Origin of the sequence: Streptosporangium roseum DSM 43021, from assembly GCF_000024865.1 — a bacterium.
GTDB lineage: Bacteria > Actinomycetota > Actinomycetes > Streptosporangiales > Streptosporangiaceae > Streptosporangium > Streptosporangium roseum.
Map to the genome: position 1 here is coordinate 7,035,513 of NC_013595.1, position 24,986 is coordinate 7,060,498.

Sequence of the window (24,986 nt, forward strand, 5' to 3'; positions counted from 1 at the left end):
AGGCACCCGGACCTCCGCCGGGCCCGCAACCGCCGGCCCGGCGGCGGGGCCGAGCAGCCGCGAGAGGCCGAGCCGGCACAGGGGGTTCCGATCCGTCCGCTCAGTCCGATCCGTCCGATCAAGCCCGGAAAGTACTTGACAGATTGGAAAGTGAAAAGTACTTTCCAATCAGGAAAGAACAAAGGAGCGGATCATGCACATCACCCCCGAAGACGCCGCACGGACACTGGCCCAGGTCCACGAGACGCAGCACAGAGCCCTTCGCTCCGCACCGCCGATGTTCCCGGCCTGGTACCCGGTGGCGGTCTGGCTCTTCGTCACCGGCCTGCAGTTCGTCACCGAGGTCACGCCCGCGTGGTGGCTCTGGATCGCCGTCACGGCCCTGTCGGCCGGCCTCGCCGTCGCCGTACTCAAGTTCGTGAGAGATGTCCGGAACGCAAACCTGCGCCCTCACCCCTCCGTGGTGGATCCATGGGCATGGGCCGGCTTCGTGGGCTGGATGATCGCCACCGGCGCCGGGGGCGGCGTGCTGGCGTGGTGGCTCACGGGGGGCGACACCACCTACCCGCGCACCCTCATGGGCGTGATCATGACCGTGGTGGTGGCGGTCACCTCCCCCCTCCTGGCCCGCTGGATGTCCACCCGGACCGCCCGCAGGGCAGGGGCGGCGGAGCGATGACGCCGCAGCTCAACCCGGTGATCCACGCGCCGACCCGGCTGCAGATCGTCGCGCTGCTGGCGGCCGCCGACGAGGCCGAGTTCGCCTTCGTGCGTGACAACCTGGACGTCAGCGACTCGGTGCTGTCCAAGCACGCGAGCGCCCTGGAGGCGGCCGGCTACGTGAAGATCCGCAAGGGACACGTCGGCAAGCGCCCGAGGACGTGGTTCAGCCTCACTCACGAAGGGCGCGCGGCCTACACCGCCCACGTCGCCGCCCTCCAGGCCATCGTCACCCGGTCCGGCCTCTCGGTCCTGCCCGGCTGAGATCTCGCAGTCCTCCCCGGCCGGAGAGGCACGGGCGGCGAGGCGCGGGCGGCGAGGCGGCGTCCGGGGCCGGCGGCGGGGCGGTCAGCGCATCGCCTCGACACCCGCGACCAGCATGTCCAGCACGGACTCGAAGAGCGCGTCCGGCGCGGCCGAGGCCGCGCCCGCGGCCCTCCGCAGGCTGGGCAGCCCGTCGTCCGGGGAGAGCGGTCGCGGCAGCCCGTTCCACCCGCCCGGCTCCGTGCCGGGAGGCGGCCGGTCGTGCCACGCGTCCCAGATCTCGGCGAAGCCGGCCACCTGGAGCACGGTGACCGCCCAGGCGCGGTAGGCGTTCTGCGGGGACAGCCCGACCTCAAGGAAGAAGCCCACCACGACATCGTCGGCGCGCAGGGTGTCAGGTGAGGCGAAGGGGGTCAGATCCTCGGCGCGGGCCAGGGCGAGCAGCCCCGGATGGGAGCGATACCAGGCGCGCAGATCGCGGCAGTGCTCCCGCAGGCTCTCCTGCCACCGCGCGGGATCCAGCCGGGGCGCGGGGCGGTCGGCCTGACTGACGGAGACGACGAGCTCCAGCAGGTGACGGCGGTCGGTGACGTAGTTGTACAGGGCGCGCGGCGAGACCTCCAGCCGCGTGGCGACGGCCCGCATGGTCAGCTCGGCCGGCCCTCCCCCGGCGAGCACCTCCAGTGCCGCCCTAGCGATCCCCTCCCCGGTGAGCGTCGGGCGCCCCGCGCGGTACTCGGGGCGCCTGCGACGCCTGACCGGGACATCGGGCTCCCCGCCCGCTCTGGATGGCACGGGCTCATCGTAGCCAGCCCGATTGAACTTCACACTATGTTGACTTTAAGGATGACGGAGACCACCCTTAGGCATGCCTTACCTAATGTCTAGGGAGATCGCATGCAGTGGAGTTCGATCGCCGCTCACGGCGTCCTGTACGGCCTCGCGGTGAGCGTGCTGTTCACCCTCGCCCTGCTCGCCGGATTCCTCGCCGGCCGGGACTTCCTGGTCGACGCCTACCCGCCCGCGATCCGGGAACGGTACGCGAAGCCCAAGAGCGCCCGGGGCCGGCGGGTGGCATTGTGCTTCGGGTTGATCTTCTGGGGAGCCTGCTTCCTCCCGCTCCTCGTCGTCGCCCTGCTCGACCTGAGAGCCACGACAGGCGGCGACCTGGGATTCCTCCCGGCGGCGGCCTGCGCCGCGATCGTCTTCGCGACGATGTCCGTCTACGACCTCGTGGTCATCGACTGGCTCGTCTTCGCCGGCCTGCGTCCCCGCCTGATGACGCTGCCCGGCACCGAGGGCATGAAGGAGTACCGGGACCTGAGGTTCCATCTCGTCCAGGGCCTCAAGGGGAGCCCGCTGGTCCTGGTCGTCGGCCTCGTGGCGGGCGGCGCCGTGGCCGCCGTCGAGGCGCTCACCTGATCCACCGGCCGCGGCGGGCATGACGCCTCCCGGCTCCGGCGGGAGGCGGCCGGAGCCGGGCCCGGAGCGGGCGGCGCGGTCGAGTCGCGCCGCCCCCTTCCTTACCTCCCCTGTCTCACATTTCGGAAATATCCGAACAGTCGCTTTTGGCCGCCGAACTCGCCGCCAACACCGGAATGATCGAGTGCCTCCGTGAAACCCGGAATGATTCAACCCAAAAAATCAACAGATTGATTTACTGTTTCATGACGAAGCACGCGGCATGCCAATCGTTTTATTCCACACACGGAGGGTCGGTCGATGGTTTCCGTCAACCAGGGAGCTTGGGTTCCCGGTAGCGACAATTACCACTACGGCTACAACTCGCTCCCCAATCTCCCGATCACCGGCGCCCCCGCCGACGCCAACTTCCGGCGCTGGTCGGTGCTGCACGACGGCACCCTCTACCGCCTGTACGCCTTCCGGGGCAGCAGCCGCGACACGCTGTACCAGTTCGCCTGGGACGGCACCTCGTACGCCTACGGCTACAACTCGATCCCGGTGCTCACACTGACGGGCGCGCCGGCGGACGCCGACAGCGGCAGCATCTCGCTGCTGCACAGCGGCGGGGCCTACCACGCCTACCTGCGCAGGCTCGGCGACCCCACCACCCTTTACCAGTTCGTCTGGGTGCCGGGCACGGCGACCTACCAGTGGTCCTACGGCGACCACGCCCCCACCCTCCGGGTCACCGGCTTCCCGCCCGACACCGACTGGTCGCGCTGGTCGATGCTGCACGACGGCACCGCCTACCGGATCTACGCCTTCCACCACGGGTGCAACGACAGGATCTCCCAGGGCTCGTGGAACGGCGACGCGGCGGAATACCAGTACGGCCACAACTCGATTCCCCAGCTCAACCTGAAGGACTTCCCCGACACCAGTGACGCCGGCCGGGCGGCGATGTTGCACGACGGCACCGACTACCGCTTCTACTTCCAGACGCGGTAGCCGCCTTCTTGTCAGGAGCGTCTGATGAGACCCCTCCGCGCGCGGCACGGAAATGCCCTGGACATATCACCGTCCAGGGCATTTCGGCCGCATGAAAAACACCGGCCGCCGCCTGCAATACCCCTAAAATTCGGCATTTGTATTTGCGTGATTCACCGTTCTCCTGGATGACGGCACGCACGTCTCATGAATGACGGCGTGCGCGGCGGACGCGGGAGGAGCCCAGGCCCGCGCCCGGACGGAACCCACAGCCCGACGGAGGCCTACAGCCAGTCCCGGCGCTTGAACACCACGTACAGGGTCGTGCAGACGCCCGCCATCAGCAGCACCGCGAACGGGTAGCCCAGATCCCAGTGGATCTCGGGCATGTCGTCGAAGTTCATGCCGTAGATGGTGCCGACGAGGGTGGGGGCGAACAGGATGGCGGCCCAGGCGGAGATCTTCTTGACCTCCTCGTTCTGGGCGTTGCTGGCCTCGGTGAGATTGGTCATGTGCTCGTTCTGGGCCTGGGCGACCATGGTCGAGTTGACCACGAGGATGTCGTGGAGCATCTGGCGGAAGCCGCTGACCCGCTCCGCCACGGTGATCGCGTGGTCGGCGACGTCGCGCAGGTATCTCTGCAGCTCCTGGTCCACCCCGTACTTGGCCGCCCCCGCGATGAATCCCTCGATCATGCCGAGCAGCGGCCCCGTGGCCCGCTGGAACTCGATCACCTCGCGCGAGAGCTCGTAGATGCGGCGGGAGACGCCGGGCTCGTTGCCGAAGACCTGGACCTCGATCTCGTCGATGTCGTTCTGCAGGCCGGCGACGACCGGGGCGTAGCCGTCCACGACCGCGTCCATGATGGCGTAGAGCACCGCCTGCGGGCCCTGGCCGAGCAGCTCGGGATCGCCCTCCATCCGCCGGCGGACCTGGGACAGGTCGGGGGCCTCGCTGTGCCGTACGGTGATCACGAAGTTCCGGCCGACGAAGAGGTGCAGCTCACCGAAGTCGACCTCCTCGGCCTCGTCGACGTATCTGGCCGGGCGGAGCACCACGAACAGCGTGTCCCCGTAGCGGTCGGCCTTGGGCCGCTGGTGGGCGACGATGGCGTCCTCGACCGCCAGCTCGTGCAGGTCGAACTCCTCCGCCACGTTGAGGATCACCGCGTCCTCGGGCCGGTAGAAGCCGATCCAGGCCATGCTGTCGGGGGTGTTCTTCAGGCACTCGAACGCCTCGGGCAGCGATCCGGGGGTGGCCGTCCGCCGCCCGTTCACGTAGATCGCGTTGTCGATGACGTGCGACCGGGGCGAAGGCGGCTCGTCGCCGGCGGAGCGCGGGTCCATCGACCGCTCGGGAGAGTCCCGCACCGCTCCGGAACGCCCGCGCATCAGGCTCCGCATACCCCGCACCCGCCGATCAGCCACGTCCTTCTCCTCATCCGACGTTCATGAACTCCTCCAGCGACCGCATCGCCCTACCCCGGATCGTCGCCCGGAACATCGGGGTCCAGCCGAAGAAGAGCCCCACCGGCCGGCCCAGGGCCATCTTGGACCAGTGCTTGAAGTCGAACTCGTCGTGGTGCCGGATGATCAGGCCGCCCTCGAACCGGAACAGGGCGTCGATCTCGTTGACGACCTCCCTGCCCGTCCTGCCGAAGGTGTAACGGGCCGTCCAGTGCGCCTCGCCGTCGTGGTCGCGCGCGCTGACGTCGCGGACGGCCACCGCGATGTCGTGGTTGCGGCCGAGCAGCATCCGCCACATGCCCATGACCCTGTCGCGGCCCTCCAGCTCCTGGAAGACGGGGTCGCCGAACGTGGCGTCGGGGTGGTAGCAGCGCTCCATCGCGTCGGCGTCGCGGCGTCCGAAGGCGTCGTAGAAAGTCCTGATGAGCGCGGCGTTCTGGTCGTTCACGCGGATCCCCCAGATCATCGTTCTCCCGATGACCGAGTGTAATCGGGAGAAAGATCGAACAGATCGGCGGCGCTGTCCCAGCACACCGCCCGCAGCCAGTCCTCGCCGAGGCCGAGGCGGTCCAGCGCGTGGATCTGGTGTGCGTAGGGGTAGGGGATGTTCGGAAAGTCGCTGCCGAGCAGGACCTTACCCGCCAGGCCGAGGTCACGGAGCCGTGGCCCGAGGTGGGCGGGGAACGGCATGCCGCGCTCGGCGAAGTCGGTGAAGGTCATCGTGGTGTCGAGCCGTACGTTCGCGAAGGTCTCCGCCATCCGGAAGAACTCCTCGTACTCCGGCATGCCGAGGTGCGCGACGACCACGGCCAGCCGGGGATGGCGGGCCAGCACCCCGGCGATCGGCACCGGGCCGGTGCAGCGGCCGGGCAGGGGGATCGAGCTGGCGTGGACCACGACGGGGACGCCCCGCTCGGCCAGCAGCCCCCACACCTCGTCGATCTCCCTGAGCCTGGGATCGAAGTCGCCCACCTGCAGATGGACCTTGAAGATGCGCGCCCCCCGGTCGAGGGCGTCCCGCACGTAGTCGAGGACCCCGGGTTCGGGGTAGAAGGTGGCCGAGGGGAGGCATCCGGGGGTGCGGCGGGCGAAGTCGAGGGTCCAGGCGTTGAGGTCGGCCGCCATGCCGGGCCGGTGCGCGTACGCCAGGGCGGAGAACGCCCGCACCCCGAGGTCTCCCAGGCGCGCGACCCGCTCCTCGGCAGGCACCCGGTAGTGGATCGGCCACCCCGCCCCCATCAGCGGGCCGCCGTTCTCGAAGTGGTGCCAGACCCGGCGCTCCATCCGCTCGGGCAGGAAGTGGACGTGCACGTCCGCCAGACCCGGCAGGCCCAGGCCCCGCCACCAGGCGGGGACGTCGGCGTCGGCCGGTTCCGGAATAATGCTCTGCATATCCGTGACTTTATCGCCAGCACACCGGATGTCATGGGACGCTTTGCTCCGACGTCGTGAAGGAGAAGTGATCGTTGTCCGAGGTCTGGGTGACTCTGACCACGCCCCAGGCGGGGCCGCCCCTGTGGATCGTGCTGCTGGCCGCGCTGGCGGCGCTGGCCGTGGTGACGTGGTCCGCCTCGTGGCAGCTCTCCCGGGGCCTGATCACGATCGCGCACGAGGGCGGGCACGCGCTGACCGCGCTGCTCACCCGACGCAAGCTGCAGGGCATCCGGCTGCACTCCGACACCTCGGGCGTCACCCTGACCCGGGGCAGGCCCACCGGCCCGGGGATGATCCTGACCGCCGCCGCCGGATACGTCGCCCCGTCCCTGCTGGGGCTCGGCGGGGCGTGGCTGACCTCCGCCGGCTACGTGGCGATCCTGATCACGATCGTGATCGCGCTGCTGTTCTGCATGCTGCTGCTGATCCGCAACCTGTTCGGCGTGGTCAGCCTGCTGGCCACCGGCGGGGCGACAGCCGCCCTCACCTGGTACGCCCCGCCCGACGTGGACGCCGTCCTCGCCTATCTGGCCGTCTGGTTCCTGCTGTTCGGCGGTGTCCGGCCGATCGTGGAGCTGCAGCGCAAGCGGCGGCACGGCCGCGCCCCGAGCTCCGACGCCGACCAGCTCGCCCGGCTGACCTTCCTGCCCGGCGGGTTCTGGGTGCTGCTGTTCCTGCTGGTGGCGGGGGCCGCCCTGCTCGGCGGGGCCTACCTGCTGGTCCCGTTGCCGCTCGCCTTCCACTGATCGCCGGACGGCCGGAGACCCTCGCCGCCCGGTCACGGGAACGGCCGCCGCCGCCCGGGCCGGACCACCCGCGTCCGCGGCGCCGTATCCGGCCGGCCGCCCGCACCGGCGGTCCCGCCCGACCGGGCGGGTTATAACCCCGCGTTATGGATGAGCGTTGTCGCCATTCTTTCAGCGCACCCCTCTACCGCAGAGTATTGTTCTTTTTCATTGACAGTTAAACGATTTCTTGAGTTTATGTCCAGGTATGCCGCCCTTCTAGTGAGAGCCGGTCGATGCCACCCCAGCTATATGTCGCCATAATCGTCATAGCCGGGATCATCCTGATCTCACTGGGCGTAACCGTCACCCTGGCGCTGCGGATCAGGCGGCTGCGGGCCGAGCAGGAGAGGGCCGTCACCCGCGCGCACGAGGAGTTCGCCCGCGACGTGCACGACCTCGTGGGCCACTGGCTCTGGCTGGCCTCCATCAAGAGCGAGCTGGCCTACCGGCGGGCGGCCGGCGACGCGCGCCTGCGCGGGGATCTGGGCGAGGCGCTCCAGGCCGTACGGCACGCCGCGCACGCGGTGCGCAACGTCTCCAAAGCCCACCGGCACCTGTCACTGCACGGCGAGAGCATGCGCGCCCAGGCCCTTCTCACGAGCTTCGGGGCCGCCTGCACGGTCCGGATGGAGACCACCGGGCTGTCCCGGGAGGTGAGCGCCGCGCTGGGGACCGTGGTCCGCGAGGGCGTCACGAACATGCTGCGGCACAGCGCGGTCAGGACGTGCGTGATCGAGCTGGCCGAGCGCGACGGCCTGCTGCGGCTGACCGTCGCCAACGACGGCGCCCCCGGACGGGCCCCCCTGCCGTCCGCCGGCGACGGCCTGGGCAATCTCCACGACCGGGTCGCCCGGCTCGGGGGCGCGGTGCGCGCGACCGCCGGCGAGGGCGGCTGGTTCAACCTGATCGCCGAAGTGCCCCGAAAATTTTCCGAATAAGTTTCACTTTTAATGCGAAAGCCCAGGTGGCGCACATATTCATGATTGGACCTGTGAAGTTCGCACGTATGAGTAGTTGAATTTGTAACTGGTGATTTCTCGGGTTATCCGTAATTCTCTCTTCTGGAAGACAGCAGGGAGATTGCCGTGAATGACCAGTATGAGCTTTATTGCCTCGCGGACCGGCTCTTTTACGACACCCTTGACGGCCGCCGGGGCGATCACCCCGATTTCGCACTCGTCGCCCGGGACGTCCCGGACGGCTGGGCGCACGAGGCGACCGACACGTGGATGCACTACGCGCCCCTCGCCACCCGGACGCCGGCACAGGGCTGGAAGATCCACGTCTCGGCGTGCCTGGAAGACGCCGAGCAGGCCATGGAAGCCGTCTGGGACTACTGCGTGCCTCGCGGAATCGCGTTCAAGTTCCTGCGCAACCGGCCGGTCATGACGATGCTGAACTCCAAGGCGGCGGCCCGCGGGTCCAGCGGCAAGCTCGTGACGATCTACCCGCTGGACGAGGGGCAGCTCGAACTCACGCTGAAGGAGCTCGACGAGCTGCTCCGCGGCGTCAGCGGCCCCTACATCCTCAGCGACCTCCGCTACGGCGAGGGCCCCCTCTACGTGCGCTACGGCGGCTTCACGCCGCGGCGCTGCCTGGGCGGCAACGGCGAGCTGGTCCTCGCCGTCGAGGACGGCGAGGGACGGCTGGTCCCCGACGCGCGGGGGCCGGCCTTCCACCTGCCGGCCTGGGTGACGCTTCCGGGGTTCCTGGAGCCCCATCTGGCCGCCCGCAACGCGGTCACGACCAACGACCTGCCCTACACCATCGAGAGCGTCATACAGTTCTCCAACGGCGGGGGCGTGTATCTCGGCCGGGACCTGCGCACCGATGAGCGGGTGGTGCTGAAGGAGGCCCGCCCGCACGCCGGGCTCGACGCCGCCGACCGGGACGCGGTGGCGCGCCTGGCACACGAGCGGGACATGCTGGAGCGCCTGGCCGGGCTGGACGCGGTGCCGGCGCTGCTCGACTACTTCACGCTCGGCGATCACCACTTCCTGGTCCAGGAGTTCGTCGACGGCAATCCGCTGCAGCGGCTCCTCGTGCAGAGATACCCGCTGACCCGGGCCGGCTGCGACCAGGAGACCATCGCCGGATACACCCGGTGGGTGCTCGACGTGCTCCCCAAGGTCCGGCAGGCGGTCGAGTCCCTGCACGGGCGGGGAGTGGTCTTCGGCGACCTGCATCCCAACAACATCCTCCTCACCGGCGAGGGGCGGCTGGTCCTGATCGACTACGAGGTCGCGACCCTCGCCGTGGACCGCGGCCGGGCCGCCCTCGCCCACCCGGCCTTCGGCGCGCCGCCCGACCGGCAGGGCGTCGACGTCGACGTCTACGCCCTGGCCTGCCTCTGCCTGGGACTGTTCGCCCCCCAGCTCACGATCATGTTGCCGCTCGACCGGGCCAAGGTCGTCCATCTGGCCGGGCTCGTCACCGAGACCTTCCCCGTGCCGCCCGAGGTGGTCGAGGAGGCCGTCCGGACCATCATGGGGACGGCCCCGGTGACGGCGCGGCCGATCCCCCGGCTGGACCGGGACGGCTGGCCCCGGGTCAGGGAGGCGATGTGCCGGGCGATCATGGCGAGCGCCACCCCCGACCGGGAGGACCGGCTCTTCCCCGGCGATGTGGCCCAGTTCCAGCCCGGCGGGGGCGTCAACCTCGCCTACGGCGCGGCGGGCGTGCTCTACGCGCTGGCGGCGGCCGGGATGGGCCGCTTCCCCGAGCACGAGGACTGGCTGCGCCGGAAGGCGCTGGCACCCGGCCGGGGGACGGGCATCGGCTTCTACGACGGCCTGCACGGCGTGGCCTACGTTCTGGACCTGCTCGGACACCGCCAGGACGCGCTCGACACCGTCGACCTGTGCCTGCGGGAGAAGTGGGAGTCGCTCGAACTGGGCCTGTTCGGCGGGCTCTCGGGAGTCGGGCTGAACCTGCTCCACCTGGGCGGGACGACGCGGGAGCAGACGTTCACCGACCTGGCGCTCCAGATCGTCGACCTCTGCGCCGACAGGCTCGGCGGCCCCGACGACGTGCCGGAGACCAGCGGAGGGGCCAATCCCCGCGCGGGGCTGATGTACGGCTCGTCCGGCCCCGCCCTGCTGTTCCTGCACGCCTACGAGCGGACCGGCGACACCTCGATGCTCGACCGGGCCGCCGTGGCGCTCCGGCAGGACCTGCGGCGCTGCGTCTCGGGCGAGGACGGCACGTTGCAGGTCAGCCAGGGCTGGCGCACCCTGCCCTACCTGGACGAGGGCTCCGTGGGCATCGGCGTGGTCCTCTCCCGCTACCTGGCCCACCGTGACGACGACGACTTCCGCGCCGCGCTCGACGGCTGCCGGCGCGTCACCGAGGGCCGCTACTTCGTCCAGCCGGGGCTGTTCACCGGCCGGAGCGGCATGATCGCGGCTCTCGCCGCGGGCCTGGGGCCGGCGCCGCACTACCCCGACATCGACCTGGCCGAGCAGATCCGCGGACTGAGCTGGCACGCGCTGCCCTACGGCGGCGGGCTGGCCTTCCCCGGCGACCAACTGCTCAGGCTCTCCATGGACTTCGCGACCGGCACGGCCGGAGTCCTGTTCGCGATGGGCACCGCGCTGCACGACCGGCCGGTGTTCCTCCCCTTTACCGGGCCGCCCGGCGGCACAGGTGCCCTGACCATGGCACTGCCTGTGCATGGATCCGCCGAGCGGCTCCGCTCCCACGAGCCACTGAAGGAGGTGTAAGCACATGGTACTTCTCGATCTCCAGACTCTGGAAGCCCCCACCGGCGGCGGCCACGGCGGCGGTGGCGGCAGCACCCTGACCGTTCTCGGCTGCGAGTCCTACAAGCCGAGCAACCTCAGCCTCCTGCTCTGCCACTAACCCGTCCACACCCCCAAGAAGTGAGGTAATCCCATGGTTCTTCTCGACCTCCAGACCCTGGAAGCTCCCGGCGGCGGCCACGGCGGCGGCGGTGGCAGCACCCTGACCGTCCTGGGCTGCGAGTCCTACAAGCCGAGCAACCTCAGCCTCCTGCTCTGCCACTAACCCGTCCACACCCCCAAGAAGTGAGGTAATCCCATGGTTCTTCTCGACCTCCAGACCCTGGAAGCTCCCGGCGGCGGCCACGGCGGCGGCGGTGGCAGCACCCTGACCGTCCTGGGCTGCGAGTCCTACAAGCCGAGCAACCTCAGCCTCCTGCTCTGCCACTAGTGGACCGGGTGCCCGGGACGGCCAGCGACGGCGGCCGTCCCGGGCACCGCCCTTTCCCCCAGGAGGACCGAGCTAAGGAGGGCCGAGCGATGCGGACCGCAGATCGGCTGGTGCTCCAGACCGTACGGCGTGGCGGCCCCTGGCTGGGCGTCCTCGCCCTCACCTCCGTCGCCGGCGCCGTCGCGGAGCTGGCACTCCCCGCCGTCCTGGGCAGGGCGGTCGACAGCCTCGTGGCGTCCGAACCCGCGAGCGGGGCCTGGCTGGGCGTCTGCGCCGCGATCGTGGTCGTGGCGGTGGTCTGTGACACCCTCGGCGTCTGGGGCGCCGGAGCCGGTGGCGCCCAGGTCTCGGCATGGCTCCGCCACCGGATCCTGCGACACGTCCTCGGGGTCGGCCCCGCGATGACCCGCCGGTTCCCCGAAGGCGACCTGGTCACCCGGATAGGCGTGAACGCCGAGGAGGCCGGACGCGCGCCGGAGGCGATCGTCACCGGGGCGGCGCTGGTCATCCCCACCGCGGGCAGCATCGTGGCACTCTCCCTCATCGACTTCTGGCTGACCCTGACCCTGGTCGCCGGCCTCGTCCTCATCGCGCTCGTGCTCCGGGCGTTCTTCCACGCGACCACCTCGATCGCCGGCGGTTACCAGGAGGCGCAGGGCGACATCGCCGCCCGCCTGGTCGACGCCCTCGCCGGAGCCCGGACGATCGCCGCGGCCGGCACCGCCGCCCAGGAGAAGTCACGGGTGCTCACCGCGCTTCCCCGGCTGCGCGCCCATGCCATGGACATGTGGCGGGCCAACGCCCGAGCCGGTGTCCAGGCGGGCGCCGTGGTTCCGCTGCTGGAGGTGGCCGTGCTGGGAGTGGGCGGCCTGCGCCTGGCGTCCGGTGATCTCACGGTCGGCGAGCTGTACTCCGCCGCCCGTTACGCCGTGCTCGGAGCCGGCCTCGGCGCCGCGCTGGGCTACGTCAACCGGCTGACCCGGGCCCGCGCGGCCGCCGGCCGGGTCGTGGAGCTGATCGGCGAGAGTCCGAGAACGTACGGCGGGCGGCCGCTGGGCCCCGGCCCCGGCACCCTGGAGCTGCGCGGCGTCGCCGCGGACGGTCTCGACGGCGTCGATCTCGTCGTCCCCGGCGGATGCGCGGTGGCCGTGGTCGGCCGCTCCGGCAGCGGCAAGTCGCTGCTGGCCGCCCTCGCCGGCCGCCTGGTGGATCCTCTGCGCGGAACGGTCTGCCTCGACGGCGTGCCGCTGCCCGCCCTCTCCCCCGAGGCGCTGCGCCGGGCCGTCGGCTACGCCTTCGAGCGCCCCGTCCTGGTGGGCGACACCGTCGCCGACGCCATCGGCCTCGGCCTCGACCGTCCCGCCCCGGAGGCCGTGCGCGCGGCCGCCCGCGCGGCGTGCGCCGACGCCTTCGTCCGCCGGCTCCCGCTGGGATACGACACCCCTGTGGAGGAGGCTCCGATGTCGGGCGGTGAGAGACAGCGGATCGGCCTGGCCCGTGCCTTCGCGCACGGAGAACGCCTGCTCGTCCTGGACGACGCCACCTCCAGCCTGGACACCGTCACCGAGCGGCAGGTCAGCGGGGCGCTCGCCGGCGAGCTGCGCGGCCGTACGCGGCTGATCGTCGCCCACCGGGTCGCGACCGCCGCGGCGGCCGACCGGGTGATCTGGCTGGACGGCGGCCGGGTGCGCGCCTACGACAGGCACCGGGTGCTGTGGGACGACCCCGGCTATCGCGCCGTCTTCCAGGTGGACGCCCCGTGAGCCGCCGGCGGCCCCGGTCCTCCGCGGCCCCCGAGGGCACGGTGCGGCACGGCGACCGCGCCCGCTCCCCGGCGGGCCCCGTGAACCGCCCGATCCGCCGGGCGCTGCGGCGGGATCCGTACCAGCTGCTCCGCCTCGGACTCTGGTCCGTCGCGGAGACCGCGCCCGCTCTCATCATCGGCCTCGCCATCGCGCGGGCGATCGACGATGGCTTCGCCGCCGGCCGGCCGGGCACCGGCTTCGCCTGGCTGGCCGTGCTCGCCGGCGCCTGGCTGGTCGCCGCGGCCGGCGCGCGGCAGGTCGTGCTGGCCGTCGCCGCCATCGTGGAGCCGTTCCGGGAGGACCTGCTCGGCCACGTCGTCGAGAGCACGCTGGACCGGTCGGCCGTGTCCGGGCGGGGGCCGGACACGGCGGCGGTGGCCCGGTCGAACCTGCAGGTCGAGCTGGCCCGTGACGCCTTCGCCTCGGTCATCACGGTCGTCAGGTCCTTCGCCTTCACCGTGGTGAGCGTGGTGCTCGGCCTGATGACGCTGATCCCGCAGGTGCTCGTGCTGGTGCTGCCGCCGTTCGTCGTCGGCCTGGGCCTGTTCCTGCTGTCGCTCCCGGCCATGGCCCGGCGGCAGCGGGCGTTCCTCCTGGCCGACGAGCGCACCGCCCAGGCGGTCACCGCCGTGACCGGCGGGCTGCGCGACATCGCCGCCTGCGTGGCGGGCGACCGGGTGGCCGAGCGGGTCGGCCGGCAGGTGACGGAGCAGGCCGGCGCGGGGCGCTCGCTGGCCAGGGTGACCGCCCTGCGCACGCTGTCGCTGGCGGTGGGGGGGCTGGCTGCCGGTCCTGCTGGTGCTCGCCGGCATCCCCTGGCTGCTGCGCCAGGGAGCCGGGGCCGGGGTGATCCTCGGCGCGCTGGCCTACATCACGCAGTCGCTGGCCCCGGCGCTCGGCAACCTCGTGGAGGGCCTGGGCATCAGCGGGGTCCGGCTGCGCGTCTCACTCGGCCGCATCCTGAGCCCGGACGGGCCCGCCCGCCCGGCGACCGGACGGGAGACCGCCCGCGACGCGGGCGTCCGGCTGTGCGGGGTGACGTTCGCCTACGGACCGCACGCGGAACCGGTGATCTCCGATCTCGACCTGTCCGTCCCCGACGGGGACCACATCGCCGTGGTGGGGCCCAGCGGCATCGGCAAGTCCACGCTCGCCGCGCTCGTCACGGGCGTGCTCCGGCCGGACGCGGGGCGGATCCTGGTCGGCGGCGTGCGGGCCGACCGGCTCGACCCGGCCCACCGGGTGCTCATCCCCCAGGAGGCCTACGTCTTCCGGGGCTCGCTCATGGAGAACCTGACCTACCTCGCCCAGGCGTCGCGGGAGGCCGTGGACGAGGCCGTGACGGCGGTCGGCCTGACCGCTCTGGTGGAGCGGCTGGGCGGTTACTCCGCCGAGATCCGTTCCGGCCTGCTGTCGCCGGGCGAGCGCCAGCTCGTCGCCCTGGCCCGCGCCTACCTGACCCCGGCCCGCCTGGTGATCCTCGACGAGGCGACCTGCCATCTGGATCCGGTGGCCGAGGCCCGCGCGGAGGAGGCGTTCGCCCGCCGCGACGGCACCCTTCTCGTCATCGCCCACCGGCTGACCTCGGCGCTGCGCGCCCGGCGGATCCTCGTCATGGACGGCACGAGCGTCCGGCTGGGAGCGCACACGGAGATGCTCGCCGCCTCACCGCTCTACGCGGACCTGGTCGGCCACTGGAACCCCACGGACACGCAGGAGCTGGTGCCATGATCTACCCTCCCGCCGAGCGGCAGCCGATCGTCGACCACCTCCACGGCCGTGCCGTACCCGATCCCTACCGGTGGCTGGAGGATCCGTCGAGCCCGGCGACGCGGAGCTGGCTGGCCGCCCAGGACGAGCTGTGGCGCGGCCACGCCGCCGCGCTCGCCGGGCGCGACGGATGGCACGCCCGGGTCTCCGAGCTCACCGGCGTCGGAACGGTCAGCCCGCCGGTCTGGCGCGGGGAGCGCCGGTTCTTCGTGCGCCGTACGGCCCGGCAGGAGCACGCGGTGCTCTACACCGCCACCCCCCGCCAGGCCGAGCAGGCGCTGGTCGACCCGGTGGAGCTCGACCCCACCGGCCTGACCACGCTGGACCAGTGGCAGCCCGGCCCGGACGGCCGGCTGCTGGCCTACCAGCTGTCCAGGAGCGGTGACGAGCGGTCGGAGCTGTATGTCATGGACGTCGGCACCCGGCAGATCGTCGACGGCCCCATCGACCGCTGCCGCTACGCGCCCGTGGCGTGGCTGCCGGACGGGAAGGCGTTCTTCTACGTCCGCTCCCGCAGGGTGTGCCTGCACCGGCTCGGCACCCCGGCCGGGGATGACGTGGTGATCTGCGGGACCGACCGGTCCTACGGCCTGGGGATCAGCCACGACGGCCGCTGGCTGACGGTGTCGGCGGCGGCCGGCGGCGGCAACGACCTCTGGCTGGCCGACCTGGCCGCGTCCTCCCCGGAGCGCCCCGCGCTGCGGGTGATCCAGGAGGGGACGGACGCGGTGACGGCGCCGGCCGTCGGCCCCGACGGGCGCCTGTACCTCCTCACCACCATGGGCGCGCCCCGGGGCCGCCTGTGCGTCGCCGACCCGGCGCGTCCCGAGCCCGAGCACTGGCTCGACCTGGTCGGACCGGATCCGGAGGCGGTGATCGGCGACTTCGCGATCCTCGGCGACTCGGTGCTCCTGGTCGGCTGGACCCGGCACGCGGTCAGCGAGATCAGCGTCCACGACCTGGACGGCGGCGAGCCGCTCGGCCGGGTGCCGCTGCCCGGTCTCGGCTCGGCCGGGCGGATGTCCGTGCGCCCCGGAGACGGGCACGAGGTCTGGTTCACCTACACCGACAGCGTCACCCCCGGCAGCGTGCACCGCTACGACGCGCGCACCGGCCGGACCACGCTCTGGGCCGCCGCGCCCGGCGCCGCCGAGGTGCCGGAGCTGTCGGCCCGCCGGATCGTCTACCCCTCGGCGGACGGGACGCCGGTGCGGATGGTGGTGCTGGCACGCCCGGGGACCGGTCCCCGGCCGACGATCCTGTACGGCTACGGCGGGTTCGGGCTCTCGCTGACCCCCTCCTACTCCAGCTACATCCTGCCCTGGGTGGAGGCCGGAGGGGTCTTCGTCCTCGCCCAGCTGCGCGGCGGCGGCGAGGAGGGCGCGCAGTGGCACCGCGCCGGGATGCTCGACGGCAAGCAGAACGTCTTCGACGACTTCGTGGCGGCGGCGGAACGGCTCATCGCCGACGGGTGGACCACCTCCGCGCAGCTGGCCGCCTGCGGCGAGTCGAACGGCGGGCTGCTGGTCGGAGCCGCGGTGACGCAGCGGCCGGACCTGTTCGCCGCGGCGGTCTGCTCGGCCCCGCTGCTCGACATGGTCCGCTACGAGCGTTCCGGCCTCGGCCCGTCATGGCGCTCGGAGTACGGCTCGGCCTCCGACCCGGAGCAGCTGGGCTGGCTGCTGGGCTACTCCCCCTACCACCGGGTCAGGGACGGGGTCGACTATCCGGCGACGCTGCTGACCGCCTTCGGCGGCGACTCCCGCGTCGACCCCTTCCACGCCCGCAAGATGTGCGCGGCGCTGCAGGGGGCGACCTCGGGCTCCCGGCCGATCCTGCTGCGCCACGAGAGCGACGTCGGGCACGGGGCACGGGCCACCAGCCGGGCGGTCGGGCTGGCGGCCGACATGCTCGCCTTCCTGGCCGCGCACACCGGTCTCACGAAGGTCCCGCGGTGACGGCGCTCGCGAGCCCTCACCCCCGCTCCGAAGGCCGGAGCGCCGGCCCCCCGTCCCGGTAGCGGATCAGGCCGATCTCCCGCACGTCGTCCGGCCACAGCCAGCCGGCCTCGCGGGCGATGGTGACCGCCTCCACCCGGGTCCGGGCGCCGATCTTGGCGAGGATCCGCGACAGGTAGTTGCGGACCGTGCCGCCGGACAGGAAGAGCCGGTCGGCGATCTCCCTGACCGGCGCCCCTTCCGCCGCGGCCTTGAGGACCTCCAGCTCACGGGTGGTGAGCGGGTTCTGCCTGGCGTTGAGCGCGGCGACAGCCAGCTCGGGGTCGATGACCCGCTCGCCGGCGACCACCCGGCGCACGCACTCGGCGAGCTGCCCGGCCGGGGTGTCCTTGACGACGAACCCGCGCGCCCCGGCGTCCAGCGCCCGCCGTAGCGCCGCCGGCGTCGCCAGCCCGGTCAGGATCACCGCCTTGCACGAGGGGAGCCTGCGGCGCAGCTCCGCCGTGGCGGACAGGCCGTCGGTGCCGGGCAGGCCGATGTCGACGAGCGCGAGGTCGGGCCGGTGGACCAGGCACGAGGGCACCACGTCGTCGCCGTGCCCGACCTCGTCGACCACCTTGATGTCATGCTCGGCGGAGAGCAGGGCGACCATCGCTCCGCGGATGAGATGCATGTCCTCGGCGATCAGGACGCTTATCACCGGTCGTCTCCCCTTTTTCGGTGAGCCAATCGTGTCTCCCGGGTCACTGCTGCTACCCCGGGCAGTCAGACGACTACCCTGGATAGCGGAGTTAACCATCGGACCGCCGATCCGGACGGGGAAATCGCGGTCCTGCCGGGCGGTGCCCCGGCGCGGGGCACCGCGGGCGGGTGTCCGGAAACCCGGCGGGCGCGACAGATGGGCATGACCGTATTGCCTTGATCATCCGCTTCGCTGATGATGAGGGTCGTGTCCGCCGCGCCGGAATGAGGGCCTGTTGCTCTACAACCCGTTCGACCACGCGCTGCAAGAGAACCCCTACCCCACCTACGCGCGGCTCCGCGACGGAGCGCCGCTCTACCGCAACGACGAGCTGGACTTCTGGGCGCTGTCCCGGCACGCCGACGTCAACGCGGCGTTCCGCGACCCGGCCCTGTTCTCCAGCGCCCACGGCGTCTCCCTGGAGATGTGGGACCCGGACGCGTCCGGCCTGGTGGGGTTCCTGGCGATGGACCCGCCCCGCCACACCCGCATGCGGGCGCTCGTCTCCCGGGGCTTCACACCCGCCCGCGTGGCCGGTCTGGAGCCCGCCGTGCGCGCGGTCGCCCGCGAGCTCCTGGCTCCGGCCCTGGAGGCGGGGACGTTCGACTTCGCCGGGGTCGTGTCGGCGATCCCGGTGTACGTCATCTCCGAGCTGCTCGGCGTCCCCCGGGAGGATCGGGCGGAGATGCTGCGCCTGTCCGAGATCCTCATCACCCGCTACGACGGCGACACCGAGATACCGCAGACGTTCTGGGAGGCCGCCGGCACGCTGACCGCCGCCTACAAGGAGCTGATCGCCGAACGGCGGGCCCGGCCGCACGACGACCTCGTCAGCGCGCTCGTCCTGGCCGACGTCGACGGCGACCGGCTCGGCGACGACGAGATCGTCGCCGTGCTCTCGCTGATCGGCGTCGCGGGCAACGAGTCGGTGACCAAGCTGGCGGCGAACGCCTGGTACCAGGCCTGGCTCCACCCCGGCCAGCGGGCGATCGCGTGGCGGGGGGCGATCGCGGCCTGGGTGGAGGAGACGCTCCGCTACGACGGGTCCGCGCAGATGGTCGCCCGCCGGCTCACCCGCGACACCGTCCTGTACGGCACGACGGTCCCGGCCGGCGCCCGCATGGTGCTGCTCGGCGCGTCCGCCAACCGCGACCCCCGCGTCTTCCCGGACGCGGACCGCTACGACCTGACCCGCGACACCGGGCAGGCTCTGGCCTTCGGGTCCGGCCCGCACTTCTGCCTCGGGGCGGCCCTGGCCCGCCTCCAGCTCAGGGTCGTCCTGGAGGAGCTCGTCGCCGCGGTGGAAGGCTACGACGTCGACGAGACGGGCATCGAGTTCGTGCACTCGCCGAACCTGCGCGGCTTCCGCGCGCTGCCGACCACGGTCACGCTCCGCTAGGAGCCGGCCGGCGGCGTTCCGCCGTCCCCGCCGGCGCGTCCGGGGCCGCGTTCACGCTCCGGCCGGGAGCCTGCCGACCCCGCCGTACAGTCCTGTGGGAGCGGGATCGGCGGCGGTGGGACGCCACAGCGCCAGATCGACCAGGCCCGGCTCCAGCAGCTCGAAGCCGGCGAACAGGTCGGCGATCTCCGCGCGGGTGCGCACGTAGGCCTGCGAGGCCTTCCGTATCTGTTCCTTGCGGTCCTCCCACCCCTCCACCCCGCCGTGGGAGATCGCCAGGAAGCTCCCCGCGGGCAGGGCGTCCCGGAAGGTCCCCACGATCCGCGCGGGGTCGTCCTCGTCGGAGACGAAGTGCAGCAGCGCCACCATCAGCAGGCCGACCGGCTGGGACCAGTCGATGAAGTCCCGCACCACGGGCTCGTCCAGGATCCTCTGCGGCTCCGTGGCGTCGCCGCCGACGATGCGCACCCTGTCGGAGCCGGCCATGAGCGCGCGGGCGTGCGCCAGGACGATCTCGTCGTGGTCGACGTACACGACACGCGTGTCGGGCGCGATCGCGTGGGCGATCTCGTGGACGTTGCCGCTGGCCGGCAGCCCCGCTCCGATGTCGAGGAACTGGCGGACGCCCTGGTCCACGAGGTGGCCCACCACCCTGCCGAGGAATCGGCGGTTCTCCACGAACGACCTGCGCACGTCCGGGCTGAGCTCCAGGATCCGCCGCGCGGCCTCGCGGTCGGCGGGGAAGTTCTCCCGCCCGCCGATCATCCAGTCGTAGACGCGGGCCGGGTGCGGCTTGGACGTGTCGAAGTTCACGCGTGACCACCTTTCGCTGTCGGGGGGGCGGTGGGCGCCACAGTAGTGCTCAGCGGGGGCGGCGGTCTCCGGAGGCGGCCATCGGGAGGGCAGGCCGGTCACGCCAGGCAGCGGAGCCTGTCGCGGACCTCCGTGAGCACGTCGGCCGTCTGCTGCGGCATGCATGCCGCCACCGTCAACCTGGCGAACGCCTCGTGGTAGCCGTCCGCGTCCGGGCCGTCCAGCACGAAGTCATTGTTGAACTGATGGACCGAGACCACCGGGTCCATGCCGGGGATGCGGAACATCGTGAACGGCGCCGACCTCGGCAGGTAGGACGACGCGAGCCTCGTCACCTGCAGCGTGACGTGCGACTGCTTCGACATGCCGATCAGATGGCTCAGCTGGTCGGCCTGGACCTGCGGCCCGGCGATGCACCGCAGCAGCGCCGCCTCGTCGACGATCGCCCACAGCGTCGGACCGCTCTCCCGGGCCAGTGCCTCCTGCCGCCGCACGGTCGTCTCCACCGCCCCCTCGACCAGGTCCGGCGGGGGGAAGGGGTTCTGGGACACGCGGACCGCGGCCGCCGCGTACTCGGCGGTCTGCAGCAGCGGGGGGACGAACTGGAGCTGGTAGGTGCGGATCAGCTCGGCACGCTGCTCCAGGCCGAACGTCGCCGACACCCACAGCGGGATGGGGGGCATGTCCCACCAGCCGGGCCCGCGCTCGCCGCGGGCGATCGACAGGATCGCCTCCCGCTGGAAGCGGGCGGTCACGCCATAGAGGGTGAGCAGCGCTTCGACGTCGTCGAGTGGGGTCTCAGTCTCGGCGACGCCGTTCTCTATGGACGTGACCACCCGCTCATCGACGTCGACCATGTCCCCGGCTTGCGCCGGAGACAGCCCGCGCGCCTCCCGCAGGAGCCGCAGCCGCTCGCCCAGAACAGCGCGCTGGCCGACATCGAGCTTTCCGACGAGGCGCGGCGGGTTCTCCTCGATGTCGGGGAGAACCTGACCGCTGTCGCCGGAAGAGAAAGGGCTAGGGATGTCATCCCCCACAAGCCATCCCACAGGCACCCGGAGCAGCACAGCGAGCGCTGTGAGCTGCTCCAGGGTCGGATTGGTCCGCTGGCCCTTGCTCAGCTGGTGAATGTAGACGTGAGTGGTCTGCACTCCCGCGTCGGTGACGGCTCTCGCTGCCCTCCGGGTGGAATAGCCGCGGTGACGCAGCGCCTCCCCCAGTCGCTCGGCGAGATTCGCCACGCATACCCTCCTGTCCGGGAACGACCGTGTACGTGACGCGAGGAGCTCAGAATACGCGCGTTAACCGTCAGTTAACAGCCCTAATCTCAGACGGTTCGGCGCGGCGGCGGGCCCGCGCCCGGCGGGTCAGCGACCGCGGCCGGAGGGGGTCTCCCGGCGGGACAGCACCGGCGTGACGGGGCGGCCGAGGAAGCGGGAGACGTCCTCGGCCTCCGCCTGGACGGGGAGCCGCTCCCCCTCGAACGGGGAGACCGTGAGCGTGGGGCCGTTCAGGCTCCAGGTGCCCCGGATCACGCCGTCGACCAGCACCGTGGCACGCAGGATGCCTCCGCCGGGGTGCACCGCGCGGGCGTGGGCGTCGGCCAGGACGCCGGAGCGGGTGCGCCAGCCCAGGAGGTATTCGTCGAAGGCGGGCAGGAGCCGTACGGCGTGCGGCGCCGCCGCGGATCCGGACGCGATCTCGAACCCGGACGCCGTCTCGGACCCGGACGCGGTCTCGATCCCGGTCCCGGACGCGTTCTCGGACGCGGTCTCGATCCCGGGCGCGGTCTCGATCCCGGACCCGGACGCGGTCTCGGACGCGGTCTCGATCCCGGGCGCGGTCCCCCGCAGGCGCCAGCCTCCCCCGGGCAGCTCGTCGAGCGAGCCGGCGATCAGCCGCCAGCCGGCCCGGGCGTCCCTGAGCGGCAGGCCGGACCAGGCGGCCAGGTCGGCCGACGTGGCGGGGGCGTGGGCGCGCAGATAGCGGCGGGCGAGTTCGGCCAGGGAGCGATCCCGGTCGAGGGAGGAGGCCACCGGGGCACCGAGCCAGTCGGCCGCGTGCACGTAGGTCGGCTTACCCGCGCCGGGCACACCGTCCCGCCCGCTGGGGCCGAGGACGACCAGGCCGTGGGCCGCGCCCAGGGCGGCCAGATGGACGATCGCCTGTCCGGTGGCGAGGAGGCCGCGCGCGGACAGCCGTTCCCCCAGCTCGGCCTTCGTCAGCGGCCCCTGCCCTTCGAGGGCCCGCACGACGGCCGGGAGCAACGTCTCCGGCGACCCGGCCACCCCCTCCTGGCCGATCCGGCGGATCGCGTCGCGCGCCAGCGCCGGGCCGGACAGGGAGATCAGCCAGCCCAGGTCCTCGGGCAGCACGTAGTGCAGGGTGCCGCGCGGCCCCCAGGCGCGGACGATCGAACGCTCCCGGACGGCGGCCTCGACGTCCTCCCGGGTCAGACCGGTCGAGCGGACGCGGAAGGCCAGGGCCGCCGCGGTGACGTCCTGGGCCTGTACGGCCAGCAGCCGCCCGACGAGGCCGGGCACTCCCAGGGGAGCGGGCCGGAGCAGCGACTGCGCCGCGAGCCGTTCTCTGCGGAGGTCGTTCACGCCGCCTCCCGCGCGGACCGCCCGACCGGGAGCACGCCGCGGGGTCCGGACGGCGGAGCCGGGTCCGGGCCGGGAACGCCCTTCGGCCTGGGAATCCTCACCCGTCACCCACCCCGCATGCCGAAACGAACCCGCTCTCGCCCCCGTTCACCGGGTTACCCTAGCGTGCCGTGGCGACCGTCGCAGTGGCACCGTCCACGCGGCGTACGGGCCGGGATTGTCGTGCGAAAGCCTTACGGTAGGGCGCGTGCCAGAGACGAACCACGAGATCACCCTCGACTCGGCCCTCACCGAGGAGGCCGTGCTCGCGACCTACCGCCGGATGTTCGCCGCGCTTGCGCGCGACAGCGGCGCGGTGGTCGACGAGCCCGCGCTGGTCGACATCGCCGAAACGCTGTTCGCGGCGTTCGCCGAGGCCGGTGAGGAGTGGCTGACCCACGAGCAGATGCGCCACGTCTGCCGGGCCTATCCGCTCGACCAGTTCGAGAACCGGCTGCGGGTGCTCAAGGGCCTCGGCGCGATCCGCGAGGTGTTCCCCAAGCCCAACCAGCTCCGATACCGCGCGTCGTTCACCAGCGTGGTGGGGCTGATGTTCATCCGGCGGATGATGGACGACGGCGGCCAGTCGGAGATGCACCGGCTGCTCGCGCTGGAGGACCTCAACGTCGCCGACCCCCGCACGACCATGGAGGAGGCCCGCCTCAGCGCGCAGAACCTGTCGCGGGCGTTCCGGCTCTGGGCGCTGGAGCTGATCACGCTGACCGGCGGCACCATCGAGGAGCTGCGCGAGCAGGCCCCCAAGCTCTGGGGCACCGAGGAGATCGCCCGCAGGGCGCAGAGCCTGCACGGCACGATCCTCACCCGCTGGCCGGATCTCGACCGCACCTGCACCGAGCTGCGCGCCGCCATCTACTCCTACAGCGACGCCTCCCGCCGCGCCGCCGGACGCCTGGCCGACTCCGCCGGCACGACCAGGAACCTGACCCTGCTGCCCGCGGAGACCTGGCGCACCTTCGCGCAGACCGCCTCCAAGGAGCGTCTCGCGGCGGTGCTCGACGGGTTCGTCTTCGACGCCCCCGCCCCCTGGCACGACCCCGCGGCGATCGTCCGGGCGGTGGACGAGAGTCCCCGGCCCGCGCCCGCCCAGCCCACTCCCCCGCGCTCGGCCCTGCCCGACCCCGGCCCCGCCGACTCCCACGATCCCGGCACCGGGGGTCTCGACCACCTGACCGCCGTCGCCGAGGCCGCGCTCGCCGGGCGCTCCTCCGCCCGGCTGGAGGAGCTGCTCACCGCCGACGGCGAGTGGGTCTCCGCCCGCCGCCTGCTGGCCGATCTCGTCTCGGCCGACCTGCGCCCGGAGTCCCCCTACCGCCTGCGCTGGTCCGACTCCCTCACCGCCGACCCCGGCACCGAGCCCGCCTGGCTGTCCCACGGCTACCTGGAGAGGACCGGCCATGACGCCTGAGCAGGCACACGCGCGGGCCAGGGCGACCGGTCCGCTCCCGCTCGGCGCCGGTGAGCCCGCCCCCCGGGGCATGGTCCGGCTGGCGCACGGCGACGGGACGGGCCTGGCGCTGCAGGTCTGGCCGGACGGGGCGACCCCGTCGCTGCTGGAGGAATACCAGGTCGCGCCGGTGAACGTGGAACGATCCGGGGAGACCCGGCGGGTGCTGGCCGCGGCGCTGAAGTGCTGCTGGACCGATCTGGGCGCCGACCCGTGGCCGGGTGCCCCCGCGCCGGTGGAGGATGTGCTGTCGGCCTACCGGGCCCTGATCGGCCGCGGCGACGACCTCATGCGCAACTGGGCGATCGGCGCGCTGCGCCGCCTGCACGACTCGGCCTGGCTGGAGGTGGAGGACGGTGTCGTACGGCTCGGCCCCCGCTGCGCCTGCTGGCCCTCCGAGTCCCACGCCCAGCTCAGGGAGTTGATGCGCCGGTTGCCCACCGGCGACGAGGGGCTCACCGGGCTGGAGGTGCTCCCGGCGGACGGGCGGGCCCCCGCCGAGACGGCCGCGAGCGTCGCGCCTCCCGAGGACGTGGACGAGGATCTGCTCGGCCCGTTCGACGAGCGGCGCCGGGCCGAGATCGTGGCGGCGTTCATAGCGGTGGAGCACGCCGCCGAGCCGGTCCACGAGGCGCGCCTGCCCGCGCTGCGCGACCCGGTGCTCCGCCGCGCTCTCGCGGAGATGCTGCAACGGCGCGGCCGCGTCCTGATCCAGGACCGCGAGGCGTGGACCTCGGGCTACGCCCCCGAGGTGACCGCCGTGACGGGCACGACGGTGGGCGAGGCCGAGCGGGCGGTGCTGGTGCTCGTGCTGATCCATTCGGTGGCGATCCCCCGGGCCGACGGCCTGCTGCCCGCCGACAGCTGGCTGTCGCCGTTCCCCGCCCAGGTCGAGGAGCTGCGGCGGCACACCAGGCTCCCGATCGGGGAGCTGGAGGCCGCGCTCCGGACCCTGCGCCACGCGGGCCTGGTGACCCAGGTCAAGGCGGGAGAGGAGGCCGGGGGATACACCCCGGGCCCGCAGTTCCACCGACTGACCCCGCAGGCCAGACGGGGCCTGCAGGAAGAGCTGATCCTCGCCGCGGGACCGCACACCCCGCTGGCGGCGGCAGTGCGGGCGAACCGCCGATGAAAG

25 protein-coding genes are annotated in these 24,986 nt (G+C 72.4%); 16 read left to right on the forward strand and 9 right to left on the reverse strand.

Features of this window, described 5'->3' with window-relative positions; translation table 11 throughout:
• Nucleotides 1-193: 193 nt before the first annotated feature.
• Both SROS_RS31015 and SROS_RS31020 read left to right on the forward strand, forming a co-directional pair.
• Nucleotides 194-679, forward strand: a complete 486-nt coding sequence (locus tag SROS_RS31015; protein WP_012892872.1) for a hypothetical protein — start codon at nt 194-196, stop codon at nt 677-679.
• Nucleotides 676-984, forward strand: coding sequence for a transcriptional regulator (locus SROS_RS31020; RefSeq protein ID WP_012892873.1), 309 nt, complete (start codon nt 676-678; stop codon nt 982-984). Before SROS_RS31015 ends, SROS_RS31020 begins: the two co-directional genes overlap by 4 nt.
• A gap of 84 nt (nt 985-1,068) precedes the next feature.
• Here the strand turns inward: SROS_RS31020 and SROS_RS31025 are convergent, their stop codons facing one another.
• A complete protein-coding gene (locus SROS_RS31025; protein WP_169369415.1) occupies nt 1,069-1,779 on the reverse strand; it encodes a TetR/AcrR family transcriptional regulator in 711 nt (236 codons plus the stop codon).
• 102 nt (nt 1,780-1,881) lie between these two features.
• On the opposite strand from SROS_RS31025, the gene SROS_RS46325 reads away from it, so the two are divergent.
• Nucleotides 1,882-2,406, forward strand: coding sequence for a hypothetical protein (locus tag SROS_RS46325; RefSeq protein WP_012892875.1), 525 nt, complete (start codon nt 1,882-1,884; stop codon nt 2,404-2,406).
• A 300-nt stretch (nt 2,407-2,706) separates the two neighbouring features.
• Nucleotides 2,707-3,396 carry a hypothetical protein gene (locus SROS_RS31035; protein WP_012892876.1) on the forward strand — a complete coding sequence of 230 codons (690 nt, stop codon included), beginning with the start codon at nt 2,707-2,709 and terminating at the stop codon, nt 3,394-3,396.
• Between the two features lie 263 nt (nt 3,397-3,659).
• Here the strand turns inward: SROS_RS31035 and SROS_RS31040 are convergent, their stop codons facing one another.
• Genes SROS_RS31040 through SROS_RS31050 form a run of 3 tightly spaced genes read right to left on the reverse strand, consistent with a single transcriptional unit; the run spans nt 3,660 to nt 6,233 of the window.
• On the reverse strand, nt 3,660-4,802 hold the full coding sequence (locus SROS_RS31040) for a magnesium and cobalt transport protein CorA (RefSeq protein WP_012892877.1): 1,143 nt from the start codon (nt 4,800-4,802) through the stop codon (nt 3,660-3,662).
• Nucleotides 4,803-4,812: 10 nt separating this feature from the next.
• Nucleotides 4,813-5,307, reverse strand: coding sequence for a nuclear transport factor 2 family protein (locus SROS_RS31045; protein WP_012892878.1), 495 nt, complete (start codon nt 5,305-5,307; stop codon nt 4,813-4,815).
• Nucleotides 5,304-6,233, reverse strand: coding sequence for an amidohydrolase family protein (locus tag SROS_RS31050; RefSeq protein WP_012892879.1), 930 nt, complete (start codon nt 6,231-6,233; stop codon nt 5,304-5,306). The genes SROS_RS31045 and SROS_RS31050 overlap by 4 nt, the downstream gene beginning before the upstream one ends.
• 74 nt (nt 6,234-6,307) lie before the next feature.
• On the opposite strand from SROS_RS31050, the gene SROS_RS31055 reads away from it, so the two are divergent.
• The 7 genes from SROS_RS31055 (at nt 6,308) to SROS_RS31070 (ending at nt 13,017) form a co-directional block, all read left to right on the forward strand.
• The gene (locus SROS_RS31055; RefSeq protein WP_012892880.1) at nt 6,308-7,021 is read left to right on the forward strand and encodes a M50 family metallopeptidase; all 714 of its coding nucleotides are present in this window, start codon (nt 6,308-6,310) and stop codon (nt 7,019-7,021) included.
• Between the two features lie 275 nt (nt 7,022-7,296).
• Entirely contained in the window at nt 7,297-8,001 is a 705-nt protein-coding gene (locus tag SROS_RS31060) for a sensor histidine kinase (RefSeq protein WP_012892881.1), read from the forward strand.
• Between the two features lie 147 nt (nt 8,002-8,148).
• Nucleotides 8,149-10,785, forward strand: a complete 2,637-nt coding sequence (gene lanKC, locus SROS_RS31065) for a class III lanthionine synthetase LanKC (RefSeq protein ID WP_012892882.1) — start codon at nt 8,149-8,151, stop codon at nt 10,783-10,785.
• Between the two features lie 4 nt (nt 10,786-10,789).
• Nucleotides 10,790-10,924, forward strand: a complete 135-nt coding sequence (locus tag SROS_RS48825) for a SapB/AmfS family lanthipeptide (protein ID WP_012892883.1) — start codon at nt 10,790-10,792, stop codon at nt 10,922-10,924.
• A 33-nt stretch (nt 10,925-10,957) separates the two neighbouring features.
• The gene (locus SROS_RS48830; RefSeq protein WP_012892884.1) at nt 10,958-11,089 is read left to right on the forward strand and encodes a SapB/AmfS family lanthipeptide; all 132 of its coding nucleotides are present in this window, start codon (nt 10,958-10,960) and stop codon (nt 11,087-11,089) included.
• Nucleotides 11,090-11,122: 33 nt separating this feature from the next.
• Complete coding sequence (locus SROS_RS48835) at nt 11,123-11,254, forward strand: SapB/AmfS family lanthipeptide (protein ID WP_012892884.1); 132 nt, start codon at nt 11,123-11,125, stop codon at nt 11,252-11,254.
• A gap of 89 nt (nt 11,255-11,343) precedes the next feature.
• Entirely contained in the window at nt 11,344-13,017 is a 1,674-nt protein-coding gene (locus SROS_RS31070; RefSeq protein ID WP_012892885.1) for an ABC transporter ATP-binding protein, read from the forward strand.
• Here SROS_RS31070 and SROS_RS53315 read toward each other — a convergent pair.
• Nucleotides 12,984-13,871, reverse strand: coding sequence for a hypothetical protein (locus SROS_RS53315; RefSeq protein WP_081453256.1), 888 nt, complete (start codon nt 13,869-13,871; stop codon nt 12,984-12,986). The genes SROS_RS31070 and SROS_RS53315 overlap by 34 nt on opposite strands.
• On the opposite strand from SROS_RS53315, the gene SROS_RS53320 reads away from it, so the two are divergent.
• Together SROS_RS53320 and SROS_RS31080 are read left to right on the forward strand one after the other, a co-directional pair.
• Nucleotides 13,858-14,790: an ATP-binding cassette domain-containing protein gene (locus SROS_RS53320; protein ID WP_012892887.1), complete on the forward strand. Its 933-nt coding sequence runs from the start codon at nt 13,858-13,860 to the stop codon at nt 14,788-14,790. The genes SROS_RS53315 and SROS_RS53320 overlap by 14 nt on opposite strands.
• On the forward strand, nt 14,787-16,787 hold the full coding sequence (locus SROS_RS31080; RefSeq protein ID WP_012892888.1) for a prolyl oligopeptidase family serine peptidase: 2,001 nt from the start codon (nt 14,787-14,789) through the stop codon (nt 16,785-16,787). The genes SROS_RS53320 and SROS_RS31080 overlap by 4 nt, the downstream gene beginning before the upstream one ends.
• 16 nt (nt 16,788-16,803) lie before the next feature.
• Here SROS_RS31080 and SROS_RS31085 read toward each other — a convergent pair whose 3' ends face one another.
• The gene (locus SROS_RS31085; protein ID WP_012892889.1) at nt 16,804-17,487 is read right to left on the reverse strand and encodes a response regulator transcription factor; all 684 of its coding nucleotides are present in this window, start codon (nt 17,485-17,487) and stop codon (nt 16,804-16,806) included.
• 277 nt (nt 17,488-17,764) lie between these two features.
• Here SROS_RS31085 and SROS_RS31090 point away from each other — a divergent pair, with 277 nt between their 5' ends.
• Complete coding sequence (locus tag SROS_RS31090; protein WP_012892890.1) at nt 17,765-18,928, forward strand: cytochrome P450; 1,164 nt, start codon at nt 17,765-17,767, stop codon at nt 18,926-18,928.
• A gap of 51 nt (nt 18,929-18,979) precedes the next feature.
• On the opposite strand, the gene SROS_RS31095 is transcribed toward SROS_RS31090, so the two are convergent.
• The 3 genes from SROS_RS31095 to SROS_RS46330 all read right to left on the reverse strand — a co-directional run bounded on the left by SROS_RS31095 (nt 18,980) and on the right by SROS_RS46330 (nt 22,347).
• Complete coding sequence (locus SROS_RS31095; protein ID WP_012892891.1) at nt 18,980-19,741, reverse strand: SAM-dependent methyltransferase; 762 nt, start codon at nt 19,739-19,741, stop codon at nt 18,980-18,982.
• A gap of 98 nt (nt 19,742-19,839) precedes the next feature.
• Nucleotides 19,840-20,982 carry a helix-turn-helix domain-containing protein gene (locus SROS_RS31100; protein WP_012892892.1) on the reverse strand — a complete coding sequence of 381 codons (1,143 nt, stop codon included), beginning with the start codon at nt 20,980-20,982 and terminating at the stop codon, nt 19,840-19,842.
• Between the two features lie 126 nt (nt 20,983-21,108).
• Nucleotides 21,109-22,347 (reverse strand): winged helix DNA-binding domain-containing protein, encoded by a 1,239-nt coding sequence (locus tag SROS_RS46330; protein WP_012892893.1) that lies wholly within the window; start codon nt 22,345-22,347, stop codon nt 21,109-21,111.
• A gap of 247 nt (nt 22,348-22,594) precedes the next feature.
• Here SROS_RS46330 and SROS_RS31110 point away from each other — a divergent pair, with 247 nt between their 5' ends.
• Both SROS_RS31110 and SROS_RS53325 read left to right on the forward strand, forming a co-directional pair.
• Entirely contained in the window at nt 22,595-23,812 is a 1,218-nt protein-coding gene (locus tag SROS_RS31110; RefSeq protein WP_012892894.1) for a hypothetical protein, read from the forward strand.
• Nucleotides 23,802-24,983 (forward strand): hypothetical protein, encoded by a 1,182-nt coding sequence (locus SROS_RS53325; RefSeq protein ID WP_012892895.1) that lies wholly within the window; start codon nt 23,802-23,804, stop codon nt 24,981-24,983. Before SROS_RS31110 ends, SROS_RS53325 begins: the two co-directional genes overlap by 11 nt.
• The last annotated feature ends 3 nt before the right edge of the window (nt 24,984-24,986 follow it).